An 18,505-nucleotide genomic window follows, 5' to 3' on the forward strand; every position below is an offset into this window, starting at 1 on the left:
GCCGTCGTTCAGCTCAGGGCCGCCGACACCAGGGAGCGGGCCTCCTCCTGCACCTTGGCCAGGTGGTCAGGCCCCTTGAAGGACTCGGCGTAGATCTTGTACACGTCCTCGGTCCCCGACGGCCTGGCCGCGAACCAGGCACTGGCGGTCGAGACCTTCACCCCGCCCAGCGCGGCCCCGTTGCCGGGCGCCGCCGTCTGGACCGACGTGATCGGCTCGCCGGCCAGCGAGGAGGCCGTCACCTGCTCGGCCGACAGCTTGCCCAGCACGGCCTTCTCCTCGCGGGTGGCGGGCGCGTCGACCCGCGCGTAGGCCGGCTCGCCGAACCGCTCGACCAGCCCGCGGTAGCGCGCGCTCGGCGACTCGCCGGTCACGGCCAGGATCTCGGAGGCGAGCAGGGCCAGGATGAGGCCGTCCTTGTCGGTGGACCAGACAGACCCGTCACGCCGCAGGAACGACGCCCCCGCGCTCTCCTCGCCGCCGAACCCGAGCGAGCCCTCCAGCAGCCCCGGCACGAACCACTTGAACCCCACGGGCACCTCGTACAGCGGCCGGCCCAGCGACTCGGCCACCTTGTCGATGATCGTGCTGCTGACCATCGTCTTGCCCACCCCGGCCCCGGCGGGCCAGCCGGTGCGGTGGCCGTAGAGGTAGTCGATGGCCACCGCGAGGTAGTGGTTGGGGTTCATCAGCCCGCCGTCGGGCGTGACGATGCCGTGCCGGTCGGCGTCGGCGTCGTTTCCGGTGGAGACGTCGTACGTGTCGCGCCCGGCGATCAGCGAGGCCATCGCGTACGGTGACGAGCAGTCCATCCGGATCTTGCCGTCCCAGTCGAGCGTCATGAACCGCCACGTCGGATCGACCAGCGGATTGACCACGGTCAGGTCCAGCCGGTGCCGCTCGGCGATCTCGCCCCAGTAGGCCACGCTCGCCCCGCCGAGCGGGTCGGCCCCGATCCGCACCCCGGCCGATCTGATCGCGTCGAGGTCCACCACCGAGGGCAGGTCGTCGGCGTAGGCGCCGAGGAAGTCGTAGCGCCCGGCCCGCCCCAGCGCCGCCGGGTACGGCACCCGGCGCACGCCCTTGAGCCCGTCGCGCAGCAACTGGTTGGCGCGGTCCTGGATCCACGTGGTGGCCTCGGTATCGGCCGGGCCGCCGTGCGGCGGGTTGTACTTGAACCCGCCGTCGGACGGCGGGTTGTGCGACGGCGTGACCACGATGCCGTCGGCCAGTCCGGTCGTGCGGCCGCGGTTGTGGCGCAGGATCGCGTGGGAGACGGCGGGCGTGGGCGTGTAGCCGTCACGGGTGTCGACGAGCACCTCGACGTCGTTGGCCGCCAGCACCTCCAGCGCCGAGACCCGGGCCGGCTCCGACAGCGCGTGCGTGTCGATGCCCAGGAACAGCGGCCCGTCGGTGCCCTGCGTGCGCCGGTATTCGCAGATGGCCTGGCTCGTGGCCAGGATGTGGTCCTCGTTGAACGCGGTCTTCAGCGACGATCCGCGATGCCCCGAGGTGCCGAACGCGACCCGCTGGCCGACCTCGTCGGGGTCGGGGTGCAGGGCGTAGTAGGACGTCACCAGCCTGGCGACGTCGACCAGGTCGGAAGGCCCGGCGGGCTGTCCCGCGCGTTCGTGCGTCATGAAGGCCACTTTACAAATCACGACCGGCCCGGCGGGTGAGCGCGGGGCGGCGCGGGGGGATACATTCGCCTCAGTCACCAGAATGGAGTTCTGTTTCATGCGTTACGGATACTTCCTGTCCGAGCCCCGGGGCGACGACGCCATCGGCGGCCTGCGCGACCAGATCGCCCAGGCGGCCGGCATGGGCTTCAGCTCGGCCTGGCTCTCCCACATCTTCGGCCTCGACGCCATCACCGCCCTGACCGCGGCCGGCGTGCAGGCGCCGCCGATCGAGCTCGGCACCGCCGTGGTGCCCACCTACCCGCGCCACCCGGCCGCGCTGGCGCAGCAGGCCATGACCGCCAACGCCGCGCTCGGCGGCCGGTTCGCGCTGGGCGTCGGGCTGTCGCACAAGATGGTCATCGAGGACATGTTCGGCTACAGCTTCGAGCGCCCCGGCCGGCACATGAAGGAATACCTCGACATCCTCATCCCGGCCTCGCGCGGCGAGAAGGTGGCGTACGCCGGCGAGACGCTCAAGGCCGACATCAAGCTCACCACGCCGGGCGCGGGCTTCCCCGTGCTGGTGGCCGCCCTGGGCCCGCGCCTGCTCAAGCTGGCCGGCACCGTCGCCGACGGCACCGTGCTCTGGATGACCGGCCCGAAGACCATCGCCGGCCACATCGCCCCGACGATCACGGCGGCCGCCGCCGAGGCGGGCCGCCCCGCGCCCAGGATCGTCTGCGCGCTGCCCGTCAGCGTCACCGACGACCCCACCGGCGCCGTCGCCCGCGCCAACGAGATCTTCTCCGTGTACGGGCGGCTGCCCTCCTACCGTGCCATGCTCGACAGGGAAGGCGCGGACAGCCCCGGCGACGTCGCGATCGTCGGCGACGAGGACACCGTGCTGGCCAAGCTCGACGAGCTGAGGAGGGCGGGCGTGACCGACTTCGTCGGCTCGGCGTTCGCCAACCGCGACCGTACGCTCAGCCTGCTGGTCGGCGCGGCGAAGGGCTGAACAGGGGACACCTCCATAGACTCCGACAGGGTGAAACGCGTGCTACATGGCATCGATGTGTCGAACTGGCAGGGCACGGTCGACTGGGCCGGCCATGCCGAGGCCGGCGTCGCCTTCGCCTTCGCCAAGGCCACCGAGGGCGGCGACTACACCGACAAGTGGTTCGCGCGCAACTGGAACGGCATGCGCGAGAGCTGGATCGTCTGCGGCGCGTACCACTTCGCCAGGCCGAAGGGCGACCCCGTCGAGCAGGCACGCCACTTCCTGAACGTGATCAGGTCGGCCGGCGGGCTGCGCCGCGGCGACCTGATCGCGCTCGACCTGGAGGACGACGACGGCCTGCGCCCGGAACGGGTGGCCCGGCACGCCCGCCGCTGGTGCCACCACGTCGAGCGGCACACCGGCGTGCGGCCGTTCATCTACACCTTCCAGTCGTTCGCGCACGGCGGCAACTGCGCCGGCCTGGCCGAATACCCGCTCTGGATCGCCAGCCCGCACAGCCCGCGCGGCCGTCCGCCCGTGCCCAGGCCCTGGAGCGACTGGACCATTCACCAGTACGCCGGCAGCCCCATCGACCGCAACGTCTTCCACGGGACGCGGCAGGAGCTGACCAGGCTGGGGTTCGACCCGCGATAGCATCGGGATTCACCATCGAACCAGCCTCGGTGCCGGGCATCGAGCGCGATCCACGAGGAGTCACCGTGTCAGCCGAGCTACGCATCACCCTCGCCGGAGCCGAGCGTGTGGTCGCGGCCGGCACGACGGCCGGAGAGGCGCTGGAGGCTGACGGCCGCACCGTCGTCGCCGCCAGGGTCGGCGGCGAGCCGCGCGACCTGGCCCACGTGCTGGCCGACGGCGACGTGGTCGAGCCGATCGAGGTCTCCAGCGAAGAGGGCCGCGCGATCGTGCGCCACTCCACCGCCCACGTCATGGCGCAGGCGGTGCAGGAGCTGTTCCCCGAGGCCAAGCTGGGCATCGGGCCGCCGGTCGACAACGGGTTCTACTACGACTTCGACGTCGAGCAGGCGTTCAACCCCGACGACCTCAAGCGCATCGAGAAGCGCATGCGCGAGATCGTCAAGCAGGGGCAGCTGTTCTCGCGTCGGCCCGTCAGCGACGACGAGGCGCGCGAAGAGCTGGCGGCGGAGCCGTACAAGCTGGAGCTGATCGGGCTCAAGGGCGGCGCGGCCGACGAGGAGTCGGTCGAGGTGGGCGCAGGACAGCTCACCATCTACGACAACCTCGACCCCAAGACCGGCGAGCTGTGCTGGAAGGACCTGTGCCGGGGGCCGCACGTGCCCTCCACCCGGTCCATCCCCGCGTTCAAGATCATGCGCTCCGGCGGCGCCTACTGGCGAGGCAGCGAGAAGAACCCGCAGCTCCAGCGCATCTACGGCACCGCGTGGGAGTCCCGCGACAAGCAGGACGAATACCTCAAGCTGCTGGAGGAGGCCGAGAAGCGCGACCACCGCAAGCTCGGCGCCGAGCTCGACCTGTTCAGCTTCCCACCTGAGCTGGGCAGCGGCCTGCCGATCTTCCATCCCAAGGGCGGGATCATCCGCAAGGAGATGGAAGACTACATGCGCAGGCGGCAGGCGGAGGCGGGCTACGAGTTCGTCAACACGCCCCACATCACCAAGTCCTCGCTCTTCGAGACCTCCGGCCACCTGCCCTGGTATGCCGACGACATGTTCCCGGCCTTCGAGCTGGAGGGCATCGAATACCGCGTCAAGCCGATGAACTGCCCGATGCACAACCTGATCTACCGGGCGCGCGGGCGCTCCTACCGCGAGCTGCCGCTGCGGCTGTGCGAGTTCGGCTCGGTCTACCGCTACGAGAAGTCGGGCGTGGTCCACGGGCTGACCCGGGTGCGCGGCATGACGCAGGACGACGCCCATATCTACACCACCCGCGAGCAGATGGCGGACGAGATCAAGTCGCTGCTGCGGTTCGTGCTCAGCGTGCTGCGCGACTTCGGCCTTGAAGACTTCTACCTGGAGCTGTCCACCCGCGACGACTCCGAGAAGTTCATCGGCGACCCGGCCGAGTGGGAGGAGGCCACCGAGGCCCTGCGCCAGGTGGCCACCGAGTCGGGGCTGGAGCTCGTCGACGACCCGGGCGGCGCGGCCTTCTACGGGCCGAAGATCTCGGTGCAGGCCAAGGACGCCATCGGCCGCACCTGGCAGCTGTCCACCATCCAGCTCGACCTCAACCAGCCCAAGCGCTTCGGGCTCGAATACCAGGCGGCCGACGGCTCACGCCAGACGCCCGTCATGATCCACCGGGCCCTGTTCGGCTCCGTCGAGCGCTTCCTCGGCGTGCTCACCGAGCACTACGCGGGCGCCTTCCCGCCCTGGCTGGCGCCGGTGCAGGTGGTGGGCATCCCGATCGCCGAGGCGCACGTGCCCTACCTCCAGGACGTGGCCAAGAAGCTGCGCGCCGGCGGCGTCCGGGTCGAGGTCGACGCGGCCGACGACCGCATGCAGAAGAAGATCCGCAACGCGCAGAAGGCCAAGGTGCCCTTCATGCTGCTGGCCGGTGACGACGACATCGCCAACGGCGCGGTCTCCTTCCGCTACCGCAGCGGGGAGCAGCGAAACGGTATCCCGGTCGAGGAGGCCATCGCCGAGATCGTCAACGCGGTCGAGCGGCGCGTCCAGGTCTGAGCCGCGCCCATCAGCAGGGCCCATCAGCAGGGCCCATCAGCAGGGCCCATCAGCAGGGCCCATCAGGTGTGCCCATCCGGCGGAGCGGCCCCGCGCCGTTCCGCCGGATGCGTCACTTCGCCGGCGGCCGGCCTTGCTCGCCGGCGGCCAGCCCTGCTCGTCGGTGAACTGCCGGCCAGAGTCATGATGAGGTCGATCGGCGCCCTGGCTCAACGGGGATAAAGGCGGAAGGTCACCGCGGGGCGGCCACCGAAGCGGGCCGCCTCCTGGCGGGCGAAGCCTTCGATCTGGTCGCGGGCGTACTTCTCCGGGTCCTCGTCGGTGAGGGCGCCGATGTAGGCGCGGTGCTCCATGAGAGAGCGCACGCCGCGTTCAAGGCCGTTGGTGACGTCCACCGCGTGGGTGGGGTTGTCGACGCCGGCGACGGCGATCCAGCGGACGCCGTTCCAGGGCGCGGCCACAGTGTCCGGAAATATCCATCGATTTCCGGCGTCACCGGCGGCGTCCAGCACCGCCCGCCCCACCGCGCGATGGTCGGGCGTGTTCCAGTGGGTGCCGCCCCAGGTGTCGTCGAAGTTCAGCGTGATCAGCAGCTCGGGGCGGTGCCGCCGGATCGCCGCGGCCAGGTCGCGGCGCAGTGCGGTCCCGTACTCGATCACCCCGTCGGCGTGGTCGAGGAACTCCACGCTCGTGACCCCGACCAGGGCCGCGCTGGCCAGTTCCTCGCGCTCGCGCACCGGCCCCGCCGTACTCGGATCGAGCGTGTCGATGCCCGCCTCGCCCCGGGTGGCCATCAGGTAGACGACCTCACGGCCCGCGTCCGTCCAGGTGGCGACGGCGGAGGCGCACCCGTACTCCAGATCGTCGGGATGAGCGACGATGGCCAGCGCGCGCTGCCAGTCGTCCGGCATGGGCTCAAGCTGAAGGGTCATGGCTATCATCCTGACAGGCCCCGCCGGGACGATTCGAGAGGAATGGTGCGGCTCATGCGCCAAGCCGGCGACCCCACGGAAGACACCCGCCCCAGCAGCGGGGATGGCGGCGGGGATGGCGGCGGTTTCACCGGGGACGGTTTCGCCGGGGACGGGTTCGGCGAGGCGGTCGAGGTGTACCGGCACGAGTTGCAGGTGCACTGCTACCGGATGCTGGGCTCGTTCACCGATGCCGAGGACATGGTGCAGGAGACGCTGCTGCGGGCCTGGCGGCGGCGGGAGACGTTCGAAGGGCGGTCGACGCTGCGGGCCTGGCTCTACCGCATCGCCACCAACGCCTGCCTCGATCTGCTGGCCGGCCCGGCGCGCAAGCGCGAGGTGACGGCCGGCGTGGGCGAGGAGCCGCGCTCGCCGTTCACCGAGGTGGCCTGGCTGCAGCCGTACCCCGACCGTCTGCTCGACCTGGCCGGCGCCGGGCAGGGGCGGCCCGACGCGGTGGCGGTCGAGCGCGAGACGATCGAGCTGGCCTACCTGGCCGCCATCCAGCACCTGCCGCCCCGCCAGCGCGCGGTGCTGATCCTGCGCGACGTGGCGGGCTGGCCGGCCGAGGAGACCGCCGCGGCGCTGGAACTGAGCGTGCCTGCCGTCAAGAGCGCGTTGCAGCGGGCCCGCGCCACGCTGCGCCTGCACCTGCCCGCCCGCCGCTCGCAATGGGGCCCCGTCACGGCCCCCACCGAGGAGGAGCGCGCGGTGCTGCGCCGTTACATGGACGCCTCCGTGGCGGGCGACCTGTCCGCACTCGCCGCGCTGCTGCGGGAGGACGCGCGGCAGACGATGCCACCTGCGTCCCTGCTGTACGACGGGCGGACGGCCATCCTGGAGATGTGGCGGCCGGTCATGACCGGGCCCGAGGCGTGGGGCGAGTGGAAGGCGCTGGCGACGACGGCCAACCGGCGGCCCGCCGTGGCCAACTACGTCCGCCGCCCCGGCGAGTCCGTCTACACCGCCGTCAACCTGGACGTGCTGCGCGTCGAGGACGGCCTGATCGCCGAGATCACCACGTTCGGCCCCGAGTTGAACGCCGCCTTCGGCCTGCCCGCGGAACTTTGAGAAATCCCGCTCGCGACCGATTCCTTTTCCCGCGCCGCGCCGTCATACAGGCGTTCATCATCTACGACAGCGCAGGAAAGCGAAGGAATGGGCATGAGCGAGCACGTGGACACCAAGTTGCAGGCCCTCGACCGCCTCGTCGGCACCTGGAAGGTCACCGGCGGGGCCGAGGGCACCGTGACCTACCGGTGGATGGAGGGCCGGCGCTTCCTCATCCAGGACGTGGACCTGGAGCATGAGGGCATGCCGGTGAAGGGCACGGAGTTCATCGGCAGGAAGCAGCCGTTCGGGGCGGAGCGGCCGAGCGAGGACGTGCACTCCTGGTACTTCGACAGCCAGGGCGCCACGCTGGCCTACGTGTACGAGATCGAGGGCGACACCCTGACGATCTGGGGGCACGAGAAGGGCTCGGAGGCCTACTTCCGTGGCACCTTCGACGCCGACGGCACGAGCGTGGTCGGCGCGTGGGTGTATCCCGGGGGCGGCGGCTACGAGTCGACCATGACCCGGATCTCCTGACGCCCCCGGCACACCACGGATCAGGACGGTACGTCGTCCTCGGCGGGCTCGCGCGGCGCCGGCCGGGCCTCGCCGGGGAGGCGGACGTCGTCCACGGTCACGTTGACCTCGATGACGCGCATCCCGAGCATGCGGCTGACGCTCTTGGCCACGTTCGTCTTGACCTCGGCGGCGACGTCCATGACGACGTGGCCGTACTCCACCACGATCGTCAGGCTCACCCCCACCTGGCGGTCCTGGATCTGCGCGCTGACGCCCTGAGTGCCCCGGCGCGAGCCGATGCCGATGCGGTCGCGTACGGACTCGAAGGCCCGCGCCAGGTCGCCGCCCATGTCGGCGACGCCGGGCACTTCGAGCGCGGCCAGTGAGGCGACCTTCTCGACGACCTCGTCGGCCACCTTGATCCGGCCCTTCACGGTGGCGCCGGACACGGACGCCTCGATGTAGGACGGAGCCGGCGAGCCGGAGGGCGCGTCGGAGGGCTGGGCGGGTGTGTCCGAGGACTCGGCGGGCTGAGTGGACTGTTCGGCTAAGGCTTCGGTCATCGCGGCCTCCTGTTGGGGGTGCTCAGGATTGTGCCGGAAGGACCCCTCGTTTGTCCGGGGTCCTATGCTGCTAGTTATGCACGATCAGGCAGGGGCAGGGTCCCCCGACAACTTCCAGCGTCTGTGGACCCCGCATCGCATGGCCTACATCAAGGGCGAGAACAAGCCGACCGGCACCGGGCCCGGCGACGGCTGCCCGTTCGACGCGATCCCCAAGATGAGCGACGAGGACGGCCTGATCGTCAAGCGGGGCGAGTCCGTCTACGCCGTGCTCAACCTCTATCCGTACAACTCGGGTCATCTGATGGTCGTGCCCTACCGGCACGTGTCCGGCTACGACGAGCTGGACGCGGCGGAGGTGGCCGAGCTGGGGGCCTTCACCCAGGAGTCGGTGCGGGCGCTGCGCAAGGCCAGCGGCGCGCAGGGCTTCAACGTCGGGATGAACCTGGGCCAGGTCGCCGGCGCGGGCATCGCCGCCCACCTGCACCAGCACGTGGTGCCCAGGTGGGGCGGCGACACGAACTTCATGCCGGTCGTGGCCCAGACCAAGGTCCTGCCGCAACTGCTGCGCGACACCCGTCAGCTCCTCGCCGACGCCTGGGGCTGACGACGGCATGAAAAAGGGCCGGTCCGTCACGGACCGGCCCTTTTTCGCGTCGGCAGGCGGCCGTCAGACCGCGTCTACCTTCACCTTGACCGCCTTGCTCTCGTGGTGCAGCCGGTCGAGCGAGGTCACCAGGTAGGTCCCGGCCGACTTGACCGCGTACGACGGATCGCTCACCACGGCCACCAGGTTGCGCGCGTCGGTGGTGTGGCAGTCCTTGCCGGACTTGGGCACCTGGTAGACCGCGTAGGCACGCGCCCCCGCGGACGGCGTCCAGGACAGCCGGGCGCCTGACGCCTTGGCTCCGGCGGGAGCCGGAGGAGCCTGGCCGCCGAGGCTCTTGTTCAGCGGCTGCAGCGCCGGGCGGCTGTAGTGGGCCTTGGCGACCCGGTCCATCGCCTTGAGCGGGTTGGTCAGCAACTGCTTGGCGCTGAAGTAGACGGAGCCGTCGATCTGCTTGCCGGCGCGGTTGACGCCCACCTGGCCGGACAGCTCGCCCGGCTTGGTCCAGGTCTTGTCGTCCGTGGAGCCGACCCGGTAGAGGCCGTGACCGATGTAGAGCTGCACGTCGGTGCCCTTGACCTCGCCGGACCACCAGCGTGCCAGCGTGGTGTAGTCGGCCAGCTTGTGGCCGCGCGGCCAGTAGAGCTGCGGCAGCACGTAGTCGACGGTGCCCGACTTGATCCACTCGCGGGCGTCGGCGTAGATCGAGTCGTACGCGGACATCCCCGACGTGCTGGAGCCGGTCGGGTCGTTGGACTTGTTGCGCCAGATGCCGAACGGGCTGATGCCGAACTTGACGTGGCCCTTGGCCCGGTGCACCGCCTTGTCGACCTCGGCCACCAGCGTGTTGACGTTGCCGCGGCGCCATTCGGCGAGCTTGGCGCCCTTGCCGTACTTGCGGAACGCGGCGCCGTCGTCGAACTTCGCCCCCGCCACGGGGTAGGGGTAGAAGTAGTCGTCGAAGTGCACGCCGTCGACGTCGTAGCGGTCGACCACGTCGGTGATGACCTTGGTCACGTGCTCGCGCACGGCCGGCAGGCCCGGGTTGTAGTAGAGGCGGCCGCCGTACTTGATCGTCCAGTCGGGGTGCTTGCGCGCCGGGTGGCCGGCGGGCAGTTCGGCGGTGCTGGCGCCGTAGGAGGCGCGGTAGGGGTTGAACCAGGCGTGGAACTCCATGCCGCGCTTGTGCGCCTCGTCGATGAGGAACGGCAGCGGATCCCAGCCCGGGTCCTTGCCGGCCGTGCCGGTCAGGTACTGCGACCAGGGCTCCAGCGAGGACTTGTAGAGCGCGTCGGAGGCCGGTCGTACCTGGACGAACACCGCGTTGAGGTTGCGTCTGGCGGCGCTGTCGAGGATCTTGACGTACTCGGCCTTCTGCCGGTCCGCGCTGAGACCGGCCTTGGAGGGCCAGTCGATGTTCTGGGTGGTGGCGATCCACACCCCGCGCAGCTCGCGCTTGGGATGGTCGGCGTCGGCCGTGCAGGCCGCTGCGGGTGCGGCGGTGGCCGTCTTCTTCTCGCTCGCTGCGGGACTCGCCCCGGCACCGGGGCCGAAGTAGTAGGCGGCGGTGGTGGTCACCACCGCGAGTGCAGCAGCGGCTAGGAGTGGGCGTCCAGTTGGCATAGTGCCACCCAGTGTGACACCTGCTCAGGCGTGCTCGGGACGGAAAACCGAAATCAACTCGTGATGTTTTTGAGATATTTGGTGATTGGTGTGCCGGGAGGGACGAAGCCCTCCCGGCTCCTCCACGGGCCTCAATCCCCGGTGGCCACCTTGCTCGCGAGGTTCGGCGGCAGCGGTTCGTACCTCAGGAACGTCCGGTGGAACGTCCCGGTGCCGTGTGACATGGATCTCAGGTCGATCGCGTACCGCGTTATCTCCAGCTCGGGCACCTCGGCCTTGACGAGGGTACGGCCGGTGCCGACCGGCTCGGTGCCGAGCACGCGCCCGCGCCGCGAGGACAGATCGGACATCACCGACCCGACGTAGTCGTCGGCCACCAGCACCGACAGCTCGTCCACCGGCTCGAGCAGCAGCGTCGAGACCTTGGACGCCGCCTCCTTGAGCGCGAGCTGGCCCGCGATCTGGAAGGCCATGTCGGAGGAGTCGACCGAGTGGGCCTTGCCGTCGTAGAGGGTGACGCGCACGTCCACCATCGGATAGCCGGCGACGACGCCGCGCTCCATCTGGGCCCGCACGCCCTTCTCCACCGACGGGATGAACTGCCGGGGCACCACGCCGCCGACGATCTTGTCCACGAACTCGAAGCCCCCGCCGGACGGCAGCGGCTCGACCTCCAGGTGGCAGATGGCGTACTGGCCGTGGCCGCCGGTCTGCTTGACGTTGCGGCCCATCGCCTGGCACTTGCCGCCGAACGTCTCACGCAGCGGCACCCGCAGGTCGATCCGCTCGACCTCCACGCCGTGCCGCTTGGCCAGGTGGTCGAGCAGCACGTCGGTGTGCGCCTCGCCCATGCACCACAGGACGAGCTGGCGCGTCTCGGCGTTGTTCTCCAGCCGCAGCGTCGGGTCCTCGGCCACCAGCCGGCCGAGGGCCTGCGACAGCTTGTCCTCGTCGGCCTTGGACTTGGCCCTGATCGCGACGGGCAGGAGCGGGTCGGGCATGTCCCACGACGTCATGAGCAGCGGGCGCTCCACCTCGGAGAGCGTGTCGCCGGTCTCGGCCCGCGACAGCTTGGCCACGGCCACGATGTCGCCGGCCATGCCCTTGGCCGCGCCGCGCTGCTGCTTGCCCAGCGGGCAGGTCAGGGTGCCGATGCGCTCGTCCACGTCGTGGTCCTCGTGGCCGCGCTCGGCCAGGCCGTGGCCGGACACGTGCACGGTCATGTCGGGGCGCAGGGTGCCGGAGAAGACGCGTACGAGGCTGATGCGGCCCACGTACGGGTCGCTGGTGGTCTTGACGACCTCCGCCACGAGCGGGCCGTCGGGGTCGCACGTGATGCCCTTGACCGGCTTGCCGGACAGATCGGTGATCTCCGGCATGGGATGTTCGAGGGGGGAGGGGAAGCCCTGCGTCATGAGTTCGAGCACTTCCTGTGCGCCCACGCCGAGCCCGCTGCAGAGCACCGGGTAGAAGCTGCCGCGTGCGACGGCCTTCTCCAGGTCCTCGATGAGGACCTTGGTGTCGATGGGCTCACCTTCGAGATATCGCTCCATGAGCGATTCGTCCTCGCTCTCCTGGATGATCCCTTCGATCAGCGAGCCTCGGTACGCCTCGATCTGGGCCTCGTACTCCGAGCCCGGGTCTTTCACCGTGCGTTCGCCGGTGGCGTAGTTGTAGAACTTCTGCGTCAGCAGCCCGATCAGCCCGTTGACGTGACCGTTGGTGATCACCGGGAGATAGAGCGGCGCGACGCCGTCGCCGAAAACGTCCTGGCAGGTGGTCAGCACCTCGTCGAAGTCGGCCCGCTGGTGGTCGATCTTGGTGATCACGACCGCGCGCGGCATGCCGACCTGGGCGCACTCCTCCCACAACATCTGGGTGAGCCCGTCGACCCCGTCGGAGGCCGGCACGACGAACAGCGCGGCGTCGGCCGCGCGCAGCCCGGCCCGCAGGTCGCCGACGAAGTCCGCGTACCCCGGCGTGTCCAGGAGATTGATCTTGATGCCGTTGTGCACGAGGGGCGCCACGGCCAGGTTGACCGAGCGCTGCTGCCGGACCTCGACCTCGTCGAAGTCGCTGACCGTGTTGCCGTCCTCCACGCGTCCCGGGCGCTGAACGGTGCCCGTCGCGGCCAGCAGCTGCTCGACGAGGGTCGTCTTGCCCGCTCCTGAGTGGCCGACCAGCACGACATTGCGTATCGCATCCGCCCTGTCGGCCGCGGGTGCCCTGCCCGCGGCTCCCACAGCCCCGCCTGAGTGTCTTTCCGCCACCATCGCCTCCCGCGTCGTCGGACCGTAAGCCAACGCCGCGCCCGCGCGGAGGGTGAACGAAACCGCATGGACGCGGTGTGTTCACCAAATACCCGTGTGGCGGATATCACAAGGGGGGCGAGGCAAAGAAAGTCCTCAGGCGAGTCATGGCCTACGATCGGACCGCGATGCTCAAACTCCTGCGCCCGGTCATGACCCGGATACTCACCCCGCTGGGCAGGGCCCTCGTGGGCCGCGGGATCGGCCCCAACGCCGTCACGGCGGTCGGCACCCTCGGCACCGTCGTGTCGGCCCTGCTCTTCTTCCCTTTGGGCCTGCTCACCGCAGGGGCCCTCGTCATCACCGTCTTCGTGCTGTTCGACCTGCTCGACGGCGTGGTGGCCCGGCTCGGCGGCAAGGGCGGCAGCACCTGGGGAGCCTTCCTCGACTCCACCTTCGACCGGGTCGCCGACGCGGCCATCTTCGCCGGCCTGATCCTCTACTTCATCGGGGCCGGCGACGTCCTGATGGCCGCGGTGGGGCTGCTGTGCCTGATCGCGGGGGCCATCGTCTCCTACGCCAAGGCCAGGGCCGAGGGGCTCGGGCTCACGGCCGACGTCGGGCTGGCCGAGCGGCCTGAGCGGCTGGTGGTGGTGCTGGTGGCGGCCTTCCTCGCCGGCTTGGGGGTCCCGTACGTGCTGCCGGTCGGCATGTGGCTGCTCGCGGCGGCCAGCGTGATCACCGTGGGGCAGCGCGTGCTGGAAGTCCACCGGCAGACGCGCGACACGCCCGGACGCGACGCCGGCGAGGAGAATCAAGACACGGCGCGCGACGAGATGGGGGAGAGATGAGCGAACGGGTGTCCTTCGGCGACCGGGTGGTGGCCGCCGGGTTCGCGGCAGGATGGAAGCTCGTGCCGCTGCTGCCCGAGCGCCCGACCGCCGCCGTCTTCCGCTTCCTGGCCGACCGCGTCTGGGCCCGGCAGGGCAAGTCGGTGCGCAGGCTGGAGTCCAACCTGAGCCGGGTGACCGGCCTCGATCCCGGCAGCCGGGAGCTGCGCGAGCTGGGCCGGGCGGGCATGCGCTCCTACTTCCGCTACTTCCACGAGATCTTCCGGCTGCCGTCGATGCCGCGCGAGGAGGTCGTGCGCCGCACCCACGTCATCGGGGCCGAGCACGTCCACGACAACGTGGCCGCCGGGCGCGGGGTGGTCTTAGCGCTGCCGCACATGGGCAACTGGGACCAGGCGGGGGCGTGGCTGGTGGGCGTGGGCCATCCGTTCACCACCGTGGCCGAGCGGCTCAAGCCCGAGTCGCTGTTCAAGCGTTACGTCGCCTTCCGCGAGGGCCTCGGCATGGAGGTGCTGCCGCTCACCGGCGGCGACGGGCACAACTTCGGCACCCTGGCCACGCGGGTGCGCAAGGGCGGCGTGGTCTGCCTGCCGGCCGAGCGCGACCTGACCAAGAGCGGCGTGGAGGTGCGCTTCTTCGGCGCGGCCACCAAGATGCCCGCGGGGCCGCCGCTGCTGGCCGTGCAGACGGGCGCGGCGCTGCTGCCCGCCACCGTCTACTTCGTCGGCGCCGACTGGGGCATCCACATCCACGAGGAGGTGCCCGTCCCCGAGGAGGGCGCCAGGCAGGAGAAGGTCGCGGCGGTGGCCCAGCACCTGGCCGACGTGTTCGAGAAGGGCATCTCCGAGCACCCAGAAGACTGGCACATGCTGCAGCGCCTCTGGCTCGACGACCTGCCACCCGGCCGGGATCCGCGATGAGGGTCGGCATCGTCTGCCCTTATTCGTGGGACATGCCGGGCGGGGTCAAGCAGCACATCGACGACCTGGCCCAGGCGCTCATCGCGCAGGGCCACGAGGTGTCGGTGATCGCGCCGGCGGCCGACGACGACGAGCTGCCCCCTTATGTGACGGGCGCGGGACGGGCGATCCCGGTCCCGTACAACGGGTCGGTGGCCAGGATGTCGTTCGGCTTCCTGTCGGCGGCGCGGGTGCGGCGCTGGGTCCGCACAGGCGAGTTCGACGTGCTGCACATCCACGAGCCGCTGATCCCGAGCCTGGGCGTGCTGGCCTGCTGGGCGGCCAAGGGGCCGATCGTGGCCACGTTCCACGCCTCGTTCACCCGCTCGCGGGCCATCGCGGTGGCCGAGCCGCTGCTGCGCAGCGCCCTGGAGAAGCTCAGCGGGCGCATCGCGGTCTCCGACGCGGCCCGCAAGAGCCTGGTCGAGCAGTTCGGCGGCGACACCGTGCTCATCCCCAACGGCGTCACCGTCTCCCGCTACACCGAGGCCGAGCCGCTCGACGGCTGGGGCCCCGACGGCACCACGCTGGGCTTCCTCGGCCGCATGGACGAGGAGCGCAAGGGCCTGCCGATCCTGCTCGACGCGTTCAACACGCTGGCGGAGGAACACCCGGAGGTGAAGCTGCTGATCGCCGGGCCCGGCGACGCGAAGGACGTCTACGACCGGGTGCGCAAGCCCTTCCACGACCGGGTGACGGTGCTGGGCATGGTGAGCGAGGCCGACAAGATCCGCGCCTACCACTCCGTGGACGTGTTCTGCGCGCCCAACACGCGCGGTGAGAGCTTCGGCATCGTGCTGGCCGAGGCCATGGCGTCGGGGGCGACGGTGCTGGCCAGCGACATCCCCGCCTTCCGCCGGGTTCTGGGCGAGGGGCAGGCGGGCGCGCTGTTCACCAACGGCGATCCCGGCTCGCTGGCCCGCGAGGCCGCCGCGCTGCTCGGCGCGCCCGAACGCCGGGCCAAGCTGGCGGCCGAGGCGCTGGTGGCGGTCAGGAAGTACGACTGGTCCACGGTGGCGCGCGACGTCGTACGCGTCTACGAGACCGTCACCATGAGCGGCGCGGGACGGGTGGAGGAGGACCTGTGACGTCCACCATGGTCGTGCTGATCGTGGGCATCGTCGTCGTGCTCACGGCCGTCTACATCTCCTGGCGAGCGGGCCGGCTCGACCGCCTGCACATCCGGCTTGAGCTGGCCCAGGAGTCGCTGGACGCCGCGCTGATGCGGCGCCGGGCGGTGGTGCTGGAGCTGGCCGGCTCGCGCCTGCTCGACCCCGCCACCTCCCTGGTCCTGGCCGCGGCCGCGCACGAGGCCAGGACGGCCGGCCCCGAGGAGCGCGAGCACGCCGAGAGCGACCTGTCGCGGGCCCTGCGCGCGGCGGTGGACCAGGAGCGGTTCAGGGAGAAGCTCTCCGAGGCGCCAGGCGGCCCCGACCTGCTGGAAGAGCTCGACGCGGCGGTGGCCAAGGTGGTCTACTCACGCCGCTTCTACAACAACGCCGTCGGTGTCACGCGGACGGCGCAGCGCCGCTGGCTCGCCAGGACGCTCCGCCTGGCCGGCCACACCGAATACCCACAATTCTTCGAGATTGATGACAATCCGCCTGCGACCATGGCAACTGAATGACCTAATTTGGGGAAGCCAGTAAGCTTCAGACCGATTTCGGGCTGAAGCGAGGAGTGTTACAGGTGCGGCTACCCCGGGTGATCACGTTCTGGCTGGCCGGAGCGGCCGTGCTGCTGCCCGTCTCGGCCTGCTCCTCCGACGAGCCCGCCGCGGGGCAGGCGCCACAGGCCGCCGCCTCCGCCGCGCCCAGCGAGGAGCCGGAGGAGGTCAACGCCCACCCGTTCACCGGCAAGCCGTACGAGAGGCTCAGGCCGGTCCTCGCGGTGAAGATCGAGAACACCGCGGCGGGCAAGCCGCAGCTCGGGCTCAAGAGCGCGGACATCGTCTACATCGAGCAGGTCGAGGCGGGGCTGACCCGGCTCATGGCGATCTTCTCCTCGAAGCTGCCCGCCAAGGTGGGCCCCGTACGCAGCGCCCGCATCTCCGACCTGCACATCGCGCCCCAGTTCGGCAAGCCGGCCTTCTCCTACTCCGGCGCGCAGACCAAGATGCTGCCGTTCATCGCCGAGGCGTCGCTGTTCGACGTGGGCGACACCCGCAACCCGGGCGCGTACTTCCGCCAGCCCGGCCGCTTCGCCCCCTACAACCTCTTCGCCAACACCAAGCAGCTGCTGGCCAAGGCGCCCAAGGCGACCAAGGCCAAGGACATCGGCTTCACCTTCGGCGACGCGCCGGCCGAGGGCGGGGTCGAGCGCAAGTCGTACAGCGTCAAGTGGCCCGCCGCGCGCTTCACCTTCGCCTGGTCGGCGGAGAAGAAGCAGTGGCTGATCTGGCAGGACGGGAAGAAGGACATGGCCGCCGAGGGCGGCCAGCTCGGCGCGCCGACGATCGTGGTGCAGTACACCAAGACCGAGCGCTCGGAGTTCCACGACAAGAACCAGAGCTACACGCCGCTCGTGCACACCACGGGCAAGGGCTCGGCGATCGTGCTGCGCGACGGCAAAGCTTACAAGGCGAGGTGGGAACGGGAATCCGAGGACGGGGGGACGACGTTCACCACACCGAGCGGCGAGCCGATGAACTTCGCGCCCGGCCAGGTCTGGGTGGCGCTCGCCAGCCGCAAGCCCGTCATCCCCTAGCGCCTACCTGTATAGGTACGGCGGTAAAACCTGACATCTTGGCATGTCGGGGGAGGGGTCCTCCAGGACCTACGATGGGGTTGATAACTTACCGAATCGCCGTGAGAGCCCGTGAGGATGACCGTGTCCAGCAGCACGCCAGAAAGCACCCCAGCCACCGGAACTGTCACCGGAACCGTCACCGGGACCGCGCGCGTCAAGCGCGGCATGGCCGAGATGCTCAAGGGCGGCGTCATCATGGACGTCGTCACGCCTGAGCAGGCCAAGATCGCCGAGGACGCCGGCGCGGTCGCCGTCATGGCCCTGGAGCGCGTGCCCGCCGACATCCGGGCGCAGGGCGGCGTGTCCAGGATGAGCGACCCCGACATGATCGACGGCATCATCGCCGCCGTGTCGATCCCCGTCATGGCCAAGGCCCGCATCGGCCACTTCGTCGAGGCCAGGGTGCTGCAGGCGCTCGGCGTCGACTACGTGGACGAGTCCGAGGTGCTGACCCCGGCCGACTACGCCAACCACATCGACAAGTGGCAGTTCACCGTGCCCTTCGTCTGTGGTGCCACCAACCTGGGCGAGGCGCTGCGCCGCATCACCGAGGGCGCGGCCATGATCCGCTCCAAGGGCGAGGCCGGCACCGGCGACGTCTCCAACGCCGTCACCCACATGCGCACGATCCGCGCCGAGATCAAGCGCCTGACCTCGCTGCCGGAGGACGAGCTCTACGTCGCCGCCAAGGAGCTGCAGGCCCCCTACGAGCTGGTCGCCGAGGTCGCCAAGACCGGCAAGCTCCCGGTCGTGCTGTTCACCGCCGGCGGCATCGCCACCCCGGCCGACGCGGCGATGATGATGCAGCTCGGCGCCGAGGGCGTCTTCGTGGGCTCGGGCATCTTCAAGTCGGGCGACCCGGCCAAGCGCGCGGCGGCCATTGTCAAGGCCACCACGTTCTACGACGACCCCGACGTCATCGCCAAGGTCTCCCGCGGCCTCGGCGAGGCCATGGTCGGCATCAACGTCGACGAGATCCCGCAGCCGCACCGCCTGGCCGAGCGCGGCTGGTGACATCAGGCGCGTCGTTGCAGGTCACAGGCTTGCGCGCGTGAGACG

At 70.4% G+C, this 18,505-nt stretch carries 17 protein-coding genes; 12 read left to right on the top strand and 5 right to left on the bottom strand.

The genetic code is table 11. From position 1 onward, the window contains the following. Window positions 1–8: 8 nt before the first annotated feature. The gene (gene pgm / locus AB0C28_RS27985) at window positions 9–1,640 is read right to left on the bottom strand and encodes a phosphoglucomutase (alpha-D-glucose-1,6-bisphosphate-dependent) (RefSeq protein ID WP_358078541.1); all 1,632 of its coding nucleotides are present in this window, start codon (window positions 1,638–1,640) and stop codon (window positions 9–11) included. Window positions 1,641–1,737: 97 nt separating this feature from the next. Here pgm and AB0C28_RS27990 point away from each other — a divergent pair, with 97 nt between their 5' ends. The 3 genes from AB0C28_RS27990 to thrS are packed head-to-tail and all read left to right on the top strand — an operon-like array spanning window position 1,738 to window position 5,303. Then, the gene (locus tag AB0C28_RS27990) at window positions 1,738–2,637 is read left to right on the top strand and encodes a TIGR03564 family F420-dependent LLM class oxidoreductase (protein WP_358078544.1); all 900 of its coding nucleotides are present in this window, start codon (window positions 1,738–1,740) and stop codon (window positions 2,635–2,637) included. A 30-nt stretch (window positions 2,638–2,667) separates the two neighbouring features. After that, the gene (locus tag AB0C28_RS27995; protein WP_357851099.1) at window positions 2,668–3,273 is read left to right on the top strand and encodes a GH25 family lysozyme; all 606 of its coding nucleotides are present in this window, start codon (window positions 2,668–2,670) and stop codon (window positions 3,271–3,273) included. Between the two features lie 38 nt (window positions 3,274–3,311). Further along, window positions 3,312–5,303, top strand: coding sequence for a threonine--tRNA ligase (thrS, locus tag AB0C28_RS28000; protein ID WP_357851410.1), 1,992 nt, complete (start codon window positions 3,312–3,314; stop codon window positions 5,301–5,303). A 209-nt stretch (window positions 5,304–5,512) separates the two neighbouring features. Here the strand turns inward: thrS and AB0C28_RS28005 are convergent, their stop codons facing one another. After that, entirely contained in the window at window positions 5,513–6,235 is a 723-nt protein-coding gene (locus AB0C28_RS28005; protein ID WP_358078547.1) for a PIG-L family deacetylase, read from the bottom strand. Window positions 6,236–6,289: 54 nt separating this feature from the next. Between AB0C28_RS28005 and AB0C28_RS28010 the strand changes: the two genes are divergently transcribed. Together AB0C28_RS28010 and AB0C28_RS28015 are read left to right on the top strand one after the other, a co-directional pair. Beyond that, window positions 6,290–7,345, top strand: coding sequence for an RNA polymerase subunit sigma-70 (locus tag AB0C28_RS28010; protein ID WP_358078550.1), 1,056 nt, complete (start codon window positions 6,290–6,292; stop codon window positions 7,343–7,345). A 93-nt stretch (window positions 7,346–7,438) separates the two neighbouring features. Beyond that, window positions 7,439–7,864, top strand: a complete 426-nt coding sequence (locus tag AB0C28_RS28015) for a hypothetical protein (protein ID WP_358078553.1) — start codon at window positions 7,439–7,441, stop codon at window positions 7,862–7,864. A 20-nt stretch (window positions 7,865–7,884) separates the two neighbouring features. Here the strand turns inward: AB0C28_RS28015 and AB0C28_RS28020 are convergent, their stop codons facing one another. Further along, window positions 7,885–8,409 (bottom strand): Asp23/Gls24 family envelope stress response protein, encoded by a 525-nt coding sequence (locus AB0C28_RS28020; RefSeq protein WP_358078556.1) that lies wholly within the window; start codon window positions 8,407–8,409, stop codon window positions 7,885–7,887. Between the two features lie 76 nt (window positions 8,410–8,485). Here AB0C28_RS28020 and AB0C28_RS28025 point away from each other — a divergent pair, with 76 nt between their 5' ends. Further along, a complete protein-coding gene (locus AB0C28_RS28025; protein ID WP_346107995.1) occupies window positions 8,486–9,016 on the top strand; it encodes an HIT domain-containing protein in 531 nt (176 codons plus the stop codon). A 63-nt stretch (window positions 9,017–9,079) separates the two neighbouring features. Here the strand turns inward: AB0C28_RS28025 and AB0C28_RS28030 are convergent, their stop codons facing one another. Then, window positions 9,080–10,594, bottom strand: coding sequence for a family 10 glycosylhydrolase (locus AB0C28_RS28030; protein WP_358078559.1), 1,515 nt, complete (start codon window positions 10,592–10,594; stop codon window positions 9,080–9,082). Window positions 10,595–10,770: 176 nt separating this feature from the next. Further along, window positions 10,771–12,909, bottom strand: a complete 2,139-nt coding sequence (locus AB0C28_RS28035; RefSeq protein WP_358078619.1) for an elongation factor G-like protein EF-G2 — start codon at window positions 12,907–12,909, stop codon at window positions 10,771–10,773. Window positions 12,910–13,055: 146 nt separating this feature from the next. On the opposite strand from AB0C28_RS28035, the gene pgsA reads away from it, so the two are divergent. From pgsA to pdxS, 6 genes are all read left to right on the top strand, one after another. Next, on the top strand, window positions 13,056–13,739 hold the full coding sequence (gene pgsA / locus AB0C28_RS28040) for a phosphatidylinositol phosphate synthase (protein ID WP_357851121.1): 684 nt from the start codon (window positions 13,056–13,058) through the stop codon (window positions 13,737–13,739). Next, on the top strand, window positions 13,736–14,659 hold the full coding sequence (locus AB0C28_RS28045; RefSeq protein ID WP_357851124.1) for a phosphatidylinositol mannoside acyltransferase: 924 nt from the start codon (window positions 13,736–13,738) through the stop codon (window positions 14,657–14,659). Before pgsA ends, AB0C28_RS28045 begins: the two co-directional genes overlap by 4 nt. After that, window positions 14,656–15,786 (top strand): glycosyltransferase family 4 protein, encoded by a 1,131-nt coding sequence (locus AB0C28_RS28050; protein ID WP_357851127.1) that lies wholly within the window; start codon window positions 14,656–14,658, stop codon window positions 15,784–15,786. The genes AB0C28_RS28045 and AB0C28_RS28050 overlap by 4 nt, the downstream gene beginning before the upstream one ends. Beyond that, window positions 15,783–16,325: a hypothetical protein gene (locus AB0C28_RS28055; RefSeq protein ID WP_346108004.1), complete on the top strand. Its 543-nt coding sequence runs from the start codon at window positions 15,783–15,785 to the stop codon at window positions 16,323–16,325. The genes AB0C28_RS28050 and AB0C28_RS28055 overlap by 4 nt, the downstream gene beginning before the upstream one ends. A gap of 62 nt (window positions 16,326–16,387) precedes the next feature. Then, window positions 16,388–17,404 carry a DUF3048 domain-containing protein gene (locus tag AB0C28_RS28060; protein ID WP_357851130.1) on the top strand — a complete coding sequence of 339 codons (1,017 nt, stop codon included), beginning with the start codon at window positions 16,388–16,390 and terminating at the stop codon, window positions 17,402–17,404. A gap of 117 nt (window positions 17,405–17,521) precedes the next feature. After that, the gene (pdxS, locus tag AB0C28_RS28065) at window positions 17,522–18,460 is read left to right on the top strand and encodes a pyridoxal 5'-phosphate synthase lyase subunit PdxS (protein ID WP_357851414.1); all 939 of its coding nucleotides are present in this window, start codon (window positions 17,522–17,524) and stop codon (window positions 18,458–18,460) included. The last annotated feature ends 45 nt before the right edge of the window (window positions 18,461–18,505 follow it).

This window comes from Nonomuraea sp. NPDC048892, assembly GCF_040649735.1.
GTDB classification, from domain to species: Bacteria; Actinomycetota; Actinomycetes; order Streptosporangiales; family Streptosporangiaceae; genus Nonomuraea; species Nonomuraea maheshkhaliensis.